Origin of the sequence: Halosegnis marinus, assembly GCF_029338355.1 — an archaeon.
Lineage (GTDB): Archaea > Halobacteriota > Halobacteria > Halobacteriales > Haloarculaceae > Halosegnis > Halosegnis marinus.
This window is the reverse complement of record NZ_CP119802.1, coordinates 350,929-364,085: the sequence shown is the minus strand read 5'-3', so window position 1 is coordinate 364,085 and position 13,157 is coordinate 350,929. Positions and strand designations below refer to the sequence as shown.

General features: G+C 70.7%; 13 protein-coding genes. 7 read left to right on the top strand and 6 right to left on the bottom strand.

Going from position 1 to position 13,157, the window contains the following annotated elements:
* The first annotated feature begins 83 nt into the window (after positions 1-83).
* Together P2T37_RS02080 and P2T37_RS02075 are read left to right on the top strand one after the other, a co-directional pair.
* Complete coding sequence (locus tag P2T37_RS02080) at positions 84-542, top strand: type IV pilin N-terminal domain-containing protein (RefSeq protein ID WP_276235092.1); 459 nt, start codon at positions 84-86, stop codon at positions 540-542.
* A gap of 291 nt (positions 543-833) precedes the next feature.
* Positions 834-2,792, top strand: a complete 1,959-nt coding sequence (locus P2T37_RS02075) for a PGF-CTERM sorting domain-containing protein (RefSeq protein ID WP_276235090.1) — start codon at positions 834-836, stop codon at positions 2,790-2,792.
* Positions 2,793-2,840: 48 nt separating this feature from the next.
* Here P2T37_RS02075 and ilvD read toward each other — a convergent pair whose 3' ends face one another.
* Positions 2,841-4,595, bottom strand: coding sequence for a dihydroxy-acid dehydratase (gene ilvD, locus P2T37_RS02070; RefSeq protein WP_276235089.1), 1,755 nt, complete (start codon positions 4,593-4,595; stop codon positions 2,841-2,843).
* Positions 4,596-4,941: 346 nt separating this feature from the next.
* Between ilvD and moaC the strand changes: the two genes are divergently transcribed.
* A complete protein-coding gene (gene moaC / locus P2T37_RS02065; RefSeq protein WP_276235088.1) occupies positions 4,942-5,415 on the top strand; it encodes a cyclic pyranopterin monophosphate synthase MoaC in 474 nt (157 codons plus the stop codon).
* Here moaC and hflX read toward each other — a convergent pair whose 3' ends face one another.
* A complete protein-coding gene (gene hflX, locus P2T37_RS02060) occupies positions 5,416-6,723 on the bottom strand; it encodes a GTPase HflX (protein WP_276235087.1) in 1,308 nt (435 codons plus the stop codon).
* Between the two features lie 80 nt (positions 6,724-6,803).
* Here hflX and P2T37_RS02055 point away from each other — a divergent pair, with 80 nt between their 5' ends.
* The gene (locus tag P2T37_RS02055; RefSeq protein ID WP_276235086.1) at positions 6,804-7,121 is read left to right on the top strand and encodes an FUN14 domain-containing protein; all 318 of its coding nucleotides are present in this window, start codon (positions 6,804-6,806) and stop codon (positions 7,119-7,121) included.
* A gap of 34 nt (positions 7,122-7,155) precedes the next feature.
* On the opposite strand, the gene P2T37_RS02050 is transcribed toward P2T37_RS02055, so the two are convergent.
* Genes P2T37_RS02050 through P2T37_RS02040 form a run of 3 tightly spaced genes read right to left on the bottom strand, consistent with a single transcriptional unit; the run spans position 7,156 to position 9,160 of the window.
* Entirely contained in the window at positions 7,156-7,881 is a 726-nt protein-coding gene (locus P2T37_RS02050) for a ribosome assembly factor SBDS (RefSeq protein ID WP_276235085.1), read from the bottom strand.
* A gap of 42 nt (positions 7,882-7,923) precedes the next feature.
* On the bottom strand, positions 7,924-8,682 hold the full coding sequence (gene psmA / locus P2T37_RS02045) for an archaeal proteasome endopeptidase complex subunit alpha (RefSeq protein WP_276235084.1): 759 nt from the start codon (positions 8,680-8,682) through the stop codon (positions 7,924-7,926).
* A gap of 4 nt (positions 8,683-8,686) precedes the next feature.
* Positions 8,687-9,160 (bottom strand): Rpp14/Pop5 family protein, encoded by a 474-nt coding sequence (locus P2T37_RS02040; RefSeq protein WP_276235083.1) that lies wholly within the window; start codon positions 9,158-9,160, stop codon positions 8,687-8,689.
* 102 nt (positions 9,161-9,262) lie between these two features.
* Between P2T37_RS02040 and P2T37_RS02035 the strand changes: the two genes are divergently transcribed.
* Genes P2T37_RS02035 through P2T37_RS02025 form a run of 3 tightly spaced genes read left to right on the top strand, consistent with a single transcriptional unit; the run spans position 9,263 to position 12,860 of the window.
* A complete protein-coding gene (locus P2T37_RS02035; RefSeq protein WP_276235082.1) occupies positions 9,263-10,537 on the top strand; it encodes a Single-stranded DNA binding protein in 1,275 nt (424 codons plus the stop codon).
* Positions 10,534-12,111: a hypothetical protein gene (locus P2T37_RS02030; RefSeq protein WP_276235081.1), complete on the top strand. Its 1,578-nt coding sequence runs from the start codon at positions 10,534-10,536 to the stop codon at positions 12,109-12,111. The genes P2T37_RS02035 and P2T37_RS02030 overlap by 4 nt, the downstream gene beginning before the upstream one ends.
* A complete protein-coding gene (locus P2T37_RS02025; RefSeq protein WP_276236204.1) occupies positions 12,108-12,860 on the top strand; it encodes a metallophosphoesterase in 753 nt (250 codons plus the stop codon). The genes P2T37_RS02030 and P2T37_RS02025 overlap by 4 nt, the downstream gene beginning before the upstream one ends.
* Here P2T37_RS02025 and P2T37_RS02020 read toward each other — a convergent pair whose 3' ends face one another.
* Positions 12,861-13,148 (bottom strand): hypothetical protein, encoded by a 288-nt coding sequence (locus P2T37_RS02020; protein WP_276235080.1) that lies wholly within the window; start codon positions 13,146-13,148, stop codon positions 12,861-12,863. It abuts the gene before it with no gap.
* Positions 13,149-13,157: the final 9 nt, after the last annotated feature.

The following is a 13,157-nucleotide window of genomic DNA, read 5'->3' as shown; positions in this document are numbered from 1 at the left end:
CTCGTGTTTGTAGGGACACGCGACCAGTACGACGGACCCCCCGAAGATTGCAGATTCCGTCCGTGCGGTCGTCCCCTAATACGATGAACATCAAGAACCTATTCGGCGACGAGGGTGCGGTCTCCCCCGTCATCGGTGTGATTCTGATGGTCGCCATCACGGTGATTCTGGCGGCCGTCATCGGCACGTTCGTGCTCGGCCTCGGTGACCAAGTCCAGAGCAGCGCGCCGAACGCGAACTTCCAGTTTAGCTACGATTCGAGCGCCGAGAGCTTCACCATCACACACAATGGTGGGCAGGATGTCGAGGCTTCGAACGTAGAAGTGCAGGTCAACGGCGACGACGCCCAGGCTTGGGCGGATGGTTCAGGAAGCAGTGGTACGATTTCGACCGGTTCAAGTACGGCTTTCGGGTACAACGGCAACAGTACCGGCGTTCCGTCGGCATTCAGTTCGGGGAGCGGGTCCGACGTGCTGGTGATCTGGTCGGCCCCCAACGGCGGCTCCTCGAACACCATCGGTTCCTCGACGATTCCGAACTAACTGACTCCCCACAGTCAGCCACCCTTCTTTCGCATACTCCCCGACCAGCGACCGCCACCCGCTAGCTACAAATACGACCCCCGAGTCCGACGACCAATGGCCCGACTGACCACCTGCGACGATTGCGGCCGGCGGTACGACACGGCGGTCGGGCGCGACTGTCCGGCGTGTGCGGCGCGCGCGGCGTAGCACGGATTGCCGGGTTTATGTGTAATGAGTTTGAAAGGCGAGACATGGGCACGACTGCCCCCCTGACCCCCGAACAGTACCGCCCTCCACAGGTGAGACGGCGTGCGTGAGCGACTGCTCGCGGTCGCGCTCGCGGCGCTGATGGTCGCGTCGGTGACCGTCGGCGGCGCGGCCGGCGTCGCCGGCGCGCAGGAGGCCGACCCGGCCGACCCGCTCCCGGAGAACGCCACCGACCTCGGCGAGGCCGACGACGCGTACGTGGCCGAGAACGGCGACGTGGTGCTGGTGTACGACACCGACGCCACGGAGACCGACGCCGGCACGCAGGTCGAGTACGGCCTCGACGTGGGCGAGAGCGTCCTCCACGCGCTCGTCGTGACGACGAACACCACGGACTCGAACGTCACCGGTGACGCGACGGCCGTGCTGTCGCCGGACCGGCTCTCCGCGAACGGGTCGCTCGCGGCGCCGAGCCCCGAGAGCCTGGAGTCGCTGACGTTCGACGCCTCGTCGGTGCAGTCCGACGAGACCGCCGAGGCCGACCTGTCGCTGTCCGCGACGCTCGCCGCCGGCGAGTCCGAGCCGGGCCAGCAGGTCGGCGGGCTCGTCGAGACGGTGGACTTCTCGACGGACGCGCGCTACGGACCGGACACGCTCTCGGCGAACGGGAGCTTCGACGCGAACCTGACGACGCCGCTCGGGAGCCCGCAGGAGCAGTCCTTCCGGCTCGTCGAGTCCGAGTCGGGCTACACGCTCGACGCCGAGCAGAACTACACCGTGAGCGGCTACAGCCGCGACGGCTGGGAGACGCGCGAGGCGGCCCGCGACACGCTCGAATCGCAGTACGCCTCCCTCGCGACCTCGCTCGACGGCGAGGCGACCGTCACGCTCGAGTCGTACAGCTTCGAGAACGTCACCGGCGGGTACGGCGACGCCGGCCGGCTCGACATCGCCTTCACCGTCGAGTACACCGGCATCGACGCCGGCCTGCGCGACCGCATCGTCACCTCGCTCGCCGACTCGGAGGACGTGAACCTCACCGACGCCGAGGCCGAGGAGGTCGCGCGCGGCGTCACCGACCTCCGCGTGGACGAGATCAGCGCCTCCCTCGACGCGGGCGAGTCGTCCTACGCGGGCGAGTACACCGTCCGGCTGTCGAACTACGCCGGCGCGCTCCGCGCCGGCCTGACGCTCGCCGAGTCGGTCCAGCCGCCCGAGACGGGCGTCGAGGGGACGAGCAGCCTCGGCACGACGGACTTCGACCGCGTGCGCGACACGCTCGACGCGCGCCAGGAGGCCGGCTTGGTCGAGACGTACGCGCTCGACGCGAGCGTGGCGACCGGCGACGACGGCACGACCGTCGACGTGACCGGCGAGTACCGCACCGAGAACTGGGCCGCCTACCGCGACGCGCTCGCGGCCCGGAACGTCTCGACGGCCGACGCCGAGATGTCGCTGCACGCCGAGACGACCGGCGACGGCGAACTCGCCGTCGAGGGGAGCTACACCGTCGAACAGGACGCCCTGCTCGACACCGCGCTCGATTCGCTGTACAACTCCACCAACGAGACGGAGAGCGCCGACGCCCGGCGCTTCGTCGAGGCGTTCCGCGACGCCGACCTGCGGCGCGCCCGGATGGACGCCTCCTTCGAGGGCGACCGCGTCCGCATCGAGGCCGGCGCGGCCTTCGAGAACATGTCCGAGTTCCGCACTGCGTTCCGCGAGACCACCGGGACGGACCTGAACGTCGCGAGCGCCGTCGGCCGGACGGACAACGGCTCGGTCACGAGCTACGTCCGGGTCGTCGGTGCCGTCCCCGGGAACGCCACCGAGGAGGACGTGCGCGCGCTCGACCCCGTCACGGAGAACACGACGGTCCACCTCGCGGGGACGTACAACCGCACGTTCCCCGAGGCCGACGTGGTCGGGGCCTACGAGTACCTCGGTCTGAACCGCTCGAACGGGAGCGAGACGACCCAGACGCCCGGTCAGCCCGGCTTCGGCGTCGCGGCGGCGGTCGTCGCGCTCGCCGGCGCGGCCCTGCTCGCGCGTCGCGAGTAGCGCTCTCCACCTTTCCGTTTCCGCCGAAGAACAGCCGCCGGCTCGGCGTTACTCCCGCTTCGCGCCCGGGTTCGTCACCGCGCCGTTCGCCGCCGAGCCGAACGCGGTGCCGTACTTCGCCAGCACGCCGGTCGTGTAGTTCGGCTCGGGCTCCTCGCGCGCCGCCAGCCGGTCGGCTAGCTCCTCGTCGGTGAGGTCCACGTCCATCGTCCGCGCGTCCACGTCGATGGTGACGGTGTCGCCGTCCTCCAGCGCGCCGATGGGGCCGCCGACGTACGCCTCCGGCGCGACGTGGCCGATCATCGGCCCGCGCGTCGCCCCCGAGAAACGGCCGTCGGTGAGCAGCGCCACGTCGTCCTCGTGGCCCGCGCCGACGACTGCCGCCGTGACGCCGAGCATCTCGCGCATCCCGGGCCCGCCCTGCGGTCCCTCGTTGCGGATGGCGATGACGTCGCCCGACTCGATGCCGCCCTCCTGGACGTACGCCATCGCGGCCTCCTCGTCCTCGAAGACGCGCACCGGCCCCTCGTGGTGCCACTTGTCCTCGCCCGTCACCTTCAGCACCGCGCCGTCGGGCGCGAGGTTCCCGGTGAGTATCTTGATGGCGCCCTCCTCGTGGAACGGGTCGGAGACGGGCCGGAGGAAGTCCGCCTCGATCTCCTCGTCCGGGGGCAGGTCCCCGCGCCGTTCGAGTTCCGCGAGCTCCTCCGCCACCGTGCGCCCGGTGACGGTCATCGCGTCCCCGTGGACGTAGCCGCCCTCGACGAGCCGCCGGACGACGACCGGGACGCCGCCGAGTTCGTGGAGGTCGTTCATCACGCGTGTGCCGCCGGGCTGGAGGTTCGCTATCTTCGGCGTCCGGCGCGATATCTCGTCGAACTCCTCGATGCCGAGGTCGATGCCGGCCTCCGCCGCGAGCGCGAGCAGGTGGAGGACGGCGTTCGTCGAGCCGCCCAGCGCCACCTGCACCGCGATAGCGTTCTCGAAGCTCTCCTTCGTGAGGACGTCCGAGGGCCTCCGGTCCTCGCGGACGCATTCGAGGACGAGTTCGCCCGCCCGCTCCGCGGTGTCGTACCGGGACGGGTCCTCCGCGGGCGGCGAGGCGGAGCCGAGCGGCGCGAGGCCGAGCGCCTCCGACAGCGACGCCATCGTGTTCGCCGTGAACATCCCGCCACACGAGCCCGCGCCGGGGCAGGCGTCGTGTTCGAGCGCGACGAGTTCGTCCTCGGTCATCTCGCCCGACGAGACGGCGCCGACGCCCTCGAAGACGTTCTGGACCGTCACCTCCCGGCCCTCGTGGTTCCCGGGCATGATGGACCCGCCGTAGAGGAACACGGAGGGGAGGTCGGTTCGGATGGCCGCCATCATCATGCCGGGGAGGTTCTTGTCGCACCCGGCGACCGTGACGAGCGCGTCCATCCGCTCGCCGAACGCGACGAGTTCGACGGAGTCGGCGATGACCTCCCGCGAGATGAGCGAGGCCTTCATCCCCTCCGTCCCCATCGAGATGGCGTCCGAGATGGTGACCGTCCCGAACTCGATGGGCATCCCGCCGTTCGCGTCGATGCCGTCGATGGCCGCGTCGGCCACGTCGTCGAGGTGGACGTTACACGGCGTGATGTCGGCGGCGGGGTTCGCCACCCCGACCATCGGGCTCGCGAGGTCCTCGTCGTCGAACCCCATCGCCCGGAACATCGCGCGGTGTGGCGCGCGCTCGGCTCCTTCCGTCACTTCCCGCGACCGCAGCCCCTCGGCCTTCTCCGGGGGCTCGGGGTCGCGCTCCGGCGGCTCCTGTCGGCTCATACTCCGGGGTTGTGTTCGCCCGGCATAAGGGTGCGTGCCCGGACAGATGTTACTCCCCTCCGGCGTCTCCGTGCCGTTCGGTTCCTCCAACTGTGGTGTGTGCACCTCCGAAGCCCCCGCTGCGCTCGCGCGACGAGCCTCGCCCCGCTCGGACGACAGCCACTGCTCCGGGTCCGATAGCGGCCGAACGGTCGGGACAGACCGCTCCTGCGGAGCGCGCCGGGGCTTTCGAGGTGTTCGCGATGGCCCGGTAGTCGGGGGGGCTTGCGACGCCACACCGCCGACCGACGAACACGAACGTCGACCGGTAGGAACACACTTGGCCGGCCGTGCCCCCAACCGTCACATGAGCGACGAGGACCTCACGCACACCGACGCGGAGGGGAACGCCGAGATGGTGAACGTCGGGAACAAGCCCGACAGCGACCGCCGCGCCGTCGCGCGGGGGAGCATCCACCTCGCGCCCTCGACGGTCGAGTCCGTGCGCGACAACGACGTGAAGAAGGGCGACGTGCTGGCCGTGGCGCGCGTCGGGGCGATACAGGCAGTCAAGCACACCTGGGAGACGATTCCGATGTGTCACCAGATTCCCGTCTCGAACGTGGACACCGAGTTCACGGTGCGCGACGACCGCATCGACCTCCGGGTCGCGGTGGAGACCACCGGCAAGACCGGCTGCGAGATGGAGGCGCTCGAAGGGGTGACGACGGGCCTCAACGTCGTCTGGGATATGTGCAAGGCCGCGGAGAAGGACGCCGAGGGCCAGTATCCGGGGACGCGAATCACGGACGTCGAGGTGGAGCGGAAGGAGAAGTCGTGACTACTCGGCGACGGCGAGTTCCGACGCCTTCGCGCGCGTCCGCTCGACGACGGCCGGCCGGGCCTCGAACTCGATGACGACCTCGTCGCCGTAGTCGACCTCCTCGACGGCGGCGTGGTCGTGGACCCACGAGACGAGGCTCATCGCGTCGTCCGACATGGGCAACACGAGCCGCTCGCGCTGGAAGGCGGGGAGTTCGCGGTCCACGCGCTCGCGCAGCGCGTCGATCTCCAGCCCCTCCTTCCCCGAGACGGCGACGGGGTTGGGCGCGAGCGCCGACAGCGCCTCGCGCTTGCGGCGGAGTTTCTCGTCCGACACCGTGTCCGTCTTGTTGAGCACGGTGACGATGGGCGCCTCGTTGCGCTCGTACAGCGTGTCGTGGCAGGTGACGAGCTTCTGGCGTATCTCCTCGACGGGGTCGGAGACGTCCACGACGAGCAGGACGAGGTCCGCGCGGTACACCTCCGAGAGCGTGGACTTGAACGACTCGACGAGCCAGTGGGGGAGGTCGGAGATGAACCCGACCGTGTCCGTGACGAGCACGTCGCGCTTCCCCATCTCCGCCCGGCGCGTGGTCGTTCCGAGCGTGGTGAACAGGCGGTTCTCGCTCTCCGCGGTGGTGTCGAGGTCCGGATGCAGCCCCTCGTTCTCCTCGACGTCGAGGTCGTCCGCGAGCCGCCGGAGGAGCGTCGACTTCCCGGCGTTCGTGTAGCCGGCCAGCGCCACGAGGTCGAAGCCGGACTCGCGGCGCTGTTCGCGCCGGTGCTCCTCCGTCTCCTCGATGGTTTCGAGTTCGTCGCTGATGCGGGCGATACGCGACTTGATGTCGCGCTCGCGCGACTCGTCGTACTCGCCCAGCCCCATGAAGCCGGGTCGCTCGTCGCGCTTCGCGAGCGAGGTCTTCGCCTCCGCGCGCGGCAGCTCGTAGCGGAGCTGTGCGAGCTCGACCTGGAGCTGGGCCTTCTTCGTCCGGGCGCGCTGGCCGAAGATCTCGAGGATGAGCCGGAAGCGGTCGAGCACCTCGACGCCCTCCGGGAGCGTGTTCCCGATGTTGTACGTCTGGTAGGGGCCGAGGCGGTTGTCGAAGACGACGGTCGTCGCGTCCGTCTCGCGGACCAGCGCCGCCAGCTCCTCGACCTTCCCCTCGCCCAGACAGAAGGCGGGGTCCTCCTTGCGCTGTTGGGTCACCTCGCCGACGACGCCGTAGCCGGCCGCGCCGGCGAGTTCGCGTATCTCCGCCGTGTCCGGGTCGGGCCCGTCGCCCCGCTTGGCGACGACCGCGACGCCGTTGTGTGGCTCTGCCGTCACTCGCCACGGGGTTGGTCGTACGGAACCATAAGCGTCCGGACGCCACAAGAGTCATACCCGTTCGTTGCGCCCGGATTGGTATGGTCGATATAAACTTCCAGCAGCTCGGTCTCGAACTCGGGTCCGGGGCCGTCATCGGCGGCGTCATCGGCTTCGCGGCGAAGAAGGTCGCGAAGCTCATCGCGATCCTCGTCGGGCTGGAGCTGGCGCTGTTCAAGTTCCTCGAGTCCCGCGAGATAATCACGGTGGACTGGGAGCGGCTGACCGCCGGCTTCGTGCAGGCGAGTCAGGACGCCGCCGCCGGCGCCCCGCCGTCGTGGGTCCAGACCATCCTCTCGACGCTGTCCGTCTCCGCCGGCTTCACCGGCGGCTTCCTGCTCGGCTTCCGGCGGGGATAGTCGTCCGACCCGCTCGAACCGCCCGAAACCGACCCTACCGCGTGTCGAGGTCGCCCTTGTCCTTCACGACGCGCGTGTCCGCCTCGCCCGAGGACACCTCGTTCGCCAGCTCGTAGAAGTCGTTCTGCATCCCCGCGGGGAACGTCACCACGCCGACCCACGAGCCGTCCGACTGCCACTCCTCGCGTTCGAGGTCGCCGAACTCGCGTACCTTCGCCTGTCCCGAGCCCGCGTACTCCGCGGGAAGCTGGACGGCTATCGTCATCTCCTCGAACCGGATGGGGATGACGGGTCGCAGCGCCTCCAGCGCGTCGTCCACCTGCGACTGGGCCGGCTCCATCGGGTCGACGGTGAAGCCGGCTTCCTCCAGCGCGCGCTCGATGCGCTCCGGCGGGTGGGGGGTGTCGTTCTGCTGGGGGTTGATGCCGTTGCGCGCGATGATGTTGATGAGCCGCCGGCGCTTCTGCTCCTGCATCTCCCGGCGCTGGTCGGCGGTTATCTGTATCTCGCCGCGCGTGATGACCTCCGGGATTATCTCCAGGGGGTCGGTGGTGCCGAACACCTCCTCAAGCGCCGTCTCCGGCGGACGGTCGCCCGAGGAGGCGTCCTCGAAGACGTCCTCGGCGGCGATGACGTCCTCCAGCTCGCCGTCGAACTCGCCGCGCTTGATGGCCAGCGCGGCGTCCGGGTCCACGAGCACCTCGAAGCGTTCGCCGTGCGATTCCAGCCGCGCCGTCACGGCCTCGTCGAGCGAAATCATACCCGCGGCTACGCCGCCGGGTACCTAAAAGGTGTGTTCGGGCTACTCCTCGTCCTCGTCGTCCTCCTCGGCGGCGAGGAGGCCGTGCGCCGAGAGGTGCTCCGCGATCTCGTCGTCCGAGAGGTCCGCGTAGCGTTCCGTTTCCGCGTCGATGGTGGCGACGCCGACGCCCTCGGGGTCGAGCGCGCCGTCGTTGACGGAGGCCAGCGCCGCGAGCGCGAGTTCGACGCCCTCGTCGAGCGTCGCCTCGGGGTCGTAGTGCTCCTCGAGGTAGTCGTCTATCTCGCCGCGGTCCGCGCCGACGGCGAGCGCCTGCCACTCGTAGGGGGTGCCGGAGGGGTCCGTCTCGAACAGCCGCGGCTCGCCGTCCTCGATGCCGCCGACGATGAGCGCGACGCCGAACGGGCGCGCCCCGCCGACCTGCGTGTACTGTTGGATGTGGTCCGTGATGTTCTTCGTCAGCTGTTCGACGCCCACCGGCTCGCCGTACCGGAGCTGTTCGACCTGCGCCTGCCGGCGCGCGAAGTCGATGAGCTGTCGGGCGTCGGCGACGTGGCCCGCGGAGGCGATGCCGACGTGGTCGTCGGCCTTGTGGAGCTTCTCGACGGAGGAGGGCTCCATGAGCGGGGAGCGGGAGCGCTTGTCCACGACGAGGACCACGCCGTCCGCCGTTCGTACGCCGATACTCGCGGAGCCGCGCTTGACGGCCTCTCGCGCGTACTCGACCTGGTAGAGGCGACCGTCCGGGGAGAAGATGGTGATACCCCGGTCGTAGGCCTGCTGTTGGGATTGTCCCTGCATAGTGTCAGTCGAGGTCGGTCGCCCCGAGGTAGCCGTCCCCGACGCGCGCGTCGATGCGGCGGTTCCGCACGAGGGCGCGCCGGTCGCTTCCCGCGAGGGCGACGTGTCTCTCCCGTGCGGATACCTGCGGGCGTCGTATATATTTTTCTTCACAGGCCCGCACGGTACCCGAGACGCCCGTCACACGAACCCCGAGCGGGTGGCCGTTCACCCCGTCAACGCAGGCGACGACGGCCCGGCCCCGTTCCACCTCGTCGCGGCGCACCCGGACGACGGCGTGGCCCTCCCCGTCCTCGAAGCGAAAGCCGAACACCGTCAGGTCGGCGTCGGCGCTGCCCGTGTCCCCGACGAGGTTCTGAGCCGCGTACCACACCTCGCGCTGGAAGTCGCCCCGCGTGAGGTCGGCGTCGGGCCACGACTCCAGCGAGACGGCGAGGTAGCGCCACCGTTGTCGGAGGTGCTTCGGGAGGTGTTTCACGGCCGCACTTCCGCCCCTCCGGGCTTGAATCGTGTGGACTCGCGGCGCCTCCCGCTCGCCCGGGCGATACATCCTTGACGGGGCCGGGCGAACGTCGGGGCGATGAGTCTCGAAGACGATGCCGAGGAGCTCGCCTCCGACCTCGGCGTGGACAAAGAGGAGGTCCTAGAGGACTTGGAGAAGCTCGTCAGCTACTCCGTGCCGCTCGACGAGGCGAAGGGGTCGCTGCGCCGGAAGTACGGCGACGGCTCCGCCTCGGGCGGCGACGAACCGACGACCAAGGACATCGCCGAGGTGACGACGGCGGACGGCAACGTCACCGTCACCGGCCGCGTCCTGACGGTGGGGAAACGCTCCATCCGCTATCAGGGCGACGAGCAGGTCATCCACGAGGGCGAACTCGCCGACGCGACCGGGGTCATCTCCTACACCGCGTGGGAGGACTTCGGCCTCTCGCCCGGCGACACCGTCACCGCGGGCAACGCCGGCGTCCGCGAGTGGGAGGGGTCGCCCGAACTCAACCTCGGGCAGTCCACGACGCTCGTCTTCGAGGACGACGACCTCGACGTGCCCTACGAGGTCGGCGGCGACCGGACGCTCGGCGACCTCGAACCGGGCGACCGCGGGCGCAACGTCGTCGTCCGCGTGCTGGAGTGCGAGGAGAAGACCATCGACGGCCGCGACGGCGAGACGGAGATACTCTCCGGCGTCCTCGGCGACGGGACGGGACGACTCCCGTTCACCGACTGGGACCCGCACGACGAGATAACGGCGGGCGCGAGCGTCCGCATCGAGGACGTCTCCATCCGCGAGTTCCGCGGCGTCCCCTCGGTGAACGTCTCGGAGTTCTCGACGGTCATCGCCCTCAACGAGGACGTGTCGGTGAGCGACGAGGCCCCGGAGATGGCCATCGGCGAGGCCGTCGGCGACGGCGGCGCGTACGACGTGACCCTCGTCGGCAACCTCATCGAGGTGCGCGACGGCTCCGGACTCATCGAACGGTGTCCGGAGTGCGGCCGCGTCGTCCAGAACGGCCAGTGTCGCTCGCACGGCGCGGTCGAGGGCGAGGACGACCTGCGCGTGAAGGCCATCCTCGACGACGGCACGGGGACCGTCACGGCCATCCTCGGCCATGACCTCACGGCCGAGATATACGGCGGCGGCATCGAGGACGCGAAGGACCACGCCCGCGACGCGATGGACAAGGAGGTCGTCGCCGACGACATCCGCGAGAAACTGGTGGGCAAGGAGTACCGCGTCCGTGGCCAGCTCTCGGTGGACGAGTACGGCGCGAACCTCGACGCGACGGAGTTCGCGGAGAGCGACGACGACCCCGCGGAACGCGCCGCCGCCGCGCTCTCGGAGGTGCGCGGATGAGTTCGAGCGAGTCGAACGACTCCGGGCCGGGCCGCCGCGAGATAGCCCACCGGCTGTTCGCCGCGGAGTTCGACGACGCCGACTTCTCCTACTCGGAGAGCGACGAGGAGCGCGCGCCCAACTACGTCGTCACGCCCTCGGGCGCGCGGGTGAACCGCCTCTTCCTCGTCGGCGTCCTCACCGAGACGGAGTGGGTCAACGACGACATGCTCCGCGCCCGGGTCGTGGACCCGACCGGCCCGTTCGTGAGCTACGCCGGGCAGTACCAGCCCGACGCGCTCGCGTTCCTCGAACGGACGGAGCCGCCCGCCTTCCTCGCCGTGACCGGGAAGGCGCGCACCTTCGAGCCGGAGGACGGCGACCGCGTGTTCACGAGCGTCCGGCCGGAGTCCATCAGCGAGGTGGACGCCGACACGCGCGACCGCTGGGCCGTCGAGGCCGCGCGGCGAACCGTCGAGCGCGTCGAGACGATGGCCGCCGCCATCGAGACGGGCCTCGCGGGCGAGGAACTCGTCGCCGCCCTCGAAGCCGACGGCGTGGACCCGACCCTCGCGTCGGGCATCGCGCTCGCGCTCGACCACTACGGCACGACGCCCGCATACTTGCAGGCGCTCCGCACGCTCGCGGAGGACGTGTTGGAGACCGTGGCGGGCGAGCGCGACGAGGTGCGACCGCTCGACGTCGCCCCCGACGAGGGGAGCGGCGACGCGAGCGCGCTGGCCGGCGACGGCATCGACGCGGACGCCGGCGGGGCGACCGGCGCGGAGTTCGAGCCGGTCGAGGAGGGAACGAGCGCCGAGGCCGAAGCGGAGGCCGGCGCGGAGCCGGAGCCCGAGGCCGGCGCGGAGCCGGAAGCCGTTGGAACGGACGGGGCGTCCGACCCCGAGCCGGAGCCGGAGCCGGAGCCGGAGCCCGAAGCGGAATCCGAGCCCGAGGCCGACCCGGAGCCGACGTCCGACCCCGAGGCCGACCCGGAGCCGACGTCCGACCCCGAGCCCGAACCGGCGTCCGACTCCGAACCCGCCGCCGCATCGACCGAGTCCGCGCCCGAGGAGGTCCCGTCCACGGAACTCGGCGGCGTCGAGGACGACGAGATAGGCGACTTCGAGGCGGACGACGAACTGGGCGACTTCGAGGCCGACGAGGAGGTCGGCGACTTCGACCCGGAGGAGGACGACGCGCTCACCGACGAGGAGCGCCGCGAGGTCGAGGAGGAGTTCGACACGGGGTTCTCGACCGGCAACGAGGTGGAGTCCGAGCCGGAGTTGGAGCCGGAGGGAGAGCCGGAACCGGAGGCTGAAGGCACCGAAGAGGTGGAGGCCGAGCCGGAACCGGAGACCGACCCCGAACTCGACTCCGACGACGGTGACGCCGCCGACGTCTCCCTCGACGAGGCCGTCACCGAGGCGATGGCCGACCTCGACGACGGCGACGGCGCGGCCCACGACGCGGTCGTGGCCGCGGTGACCGACCGCACGGGCGCGAGCGCCGACGAGGTGGAGGCCGCCATCGACGACGCGCTGATGAGCGGCCGGTGTTACGAGCCGGAGGACGGCGTCCTCAAGCCCATCTGATGGTCCAGCCGGTGCCGGACCGGCCCGCGGCGACGGTCACGACGGGCGGGAAGCGCCTGCTCGTCGCGGCCGACTACCACGCCGGCCTCGAAGTCGCCCTCCGGCGCGAGGGCGTGGAACTGCGCTCGGCCGCGGAGGACCGCCGCGAGGCCCTGCTCGACCTGGTACGCGACGAGCGGCCGGACCGGGTCGTCCTGCTCGGCGACGTGGCGAACGCCATCGGCTCGCCGGGCGACGAGGAGCGCGCGGAACTGGACGCGCTGTTCGGCGCGCTGACCGAGCACGCGCCCGTGTCGATAGCGAAAGGGAACCACGACGGGGACCTCGCCGAGGTGGTCGCGGACCTCGGCCACGACGACGTGACGGTATCCGAAGGGGACGGCCTCCGAATCGGAACCGTGGGCTTCGCGCACGGCCACACGTGGCCGTCGCGCGAGGTGCTCGACGCGGGCACCGTCTGCGTCGCCCACGAACACCCGCAGGTGCGGCTGGAGGACGAGGTGGGCGGCGCGCGCACCGAGCGCGCGTGGCTCCGCGGGCGGCTCTCGCCCGGGCCGTTCCGCGAGCGCGCCCCCGACGCCCGCGCGGACGGCGCGCTCGTCGTCTTCCCGGCGTTCAACGACCGCGTGGGCGGGACATGGGTGAACGAGAACGACGGCTTCCTCTCGCCGTTCCTGCCCGAGGGAATGACGGACGCGGAGGCGTACCTGCTCGACGGGACGCGGCTGGGTCGCTACGACCGGCTGTGATTACCACGCCAGGCCGGCGAGCCACGCGACGACGGCGACCGCCTGCAGGAGGAGCGCGAGCGCCATCACGCCGAAGGTGAACGTCGGCCCGTCAGGGCCGCCGGCGTCCTCCGGGAGGTAGAGCCCGTAGGCGCCCATCGCCCCGACGACGAGGCCGAGCAGGACGCCGATGGCGGGCGGCATGTTGCCCCCCCGCGACGCGAACCCCAGGAGCGCCGGGCCGTGGCGCACCAGAAGCAGCAGCCCCAATCCCCCGACGACGGCGAAGTAGGCCCGATTGTAGTTCACGACTCAGGG

Excerpts from the sequence above, each read along its gene's own strand:
- P2T37_RS02080 (WP_276235092.1), top strand. The coding sequence starts at position 84 with ATGAACATCAAGAACCTATTCGGCGACGAGGGTGCGGTCTCCCCCGTC.
- ilvD (WP_276235089.1), bottom strand. The coding sequence starts at position 4,595 with ATGAGCCGACAGGAGCCGCCGGAGCGCGACCCCGAGCCCCCGGAGAAG.
- moaC (WP_276235088.1), top strand. The coding sequence starts at position 4,942 with ATGAGCGACGAGGACCTCACGCACACCGACGCGGAGGGGAACGCCGAG.
- P2T37_RS02055 (WP_276235086.1), top strand. The coding sequence starts at position 6,804 with ATGGTCGATATAAACTTCCAGCAGCTCGGTCTCGAACTCGGGTCCGGG.
- P2T37_RS02050 (WP_276235085.1), bottom strand. The coding sequence starts at position 7,881 with ATGATTTCGCTCGACGAGGCCGTGACGGCGCGGCTGGAATCGCACGGC.
- psmA (WP_276235084.1), bottom strand. The coding sequence starts at position 8,682 with ATGCAGGGACAATCCCAACAGCAGGCCTACGACCGGGGTATCACCATC.
- P2T37_RS02035 (WP_276235082.1), top strand. The coding sequence starts at position 9,263 with ATGAGTCTCGAAGACGATGCCGAGGAGCTCGCCTCCGACCTCGGCGTG.
- P2T37_RS02030 (WP_276235081.1), top strand. The coding sequence starts at position 10,534 with ATGAGTTCGAGCGAGTCGAACGACTCCGGGCCGGGCCGCCGCGAGATA.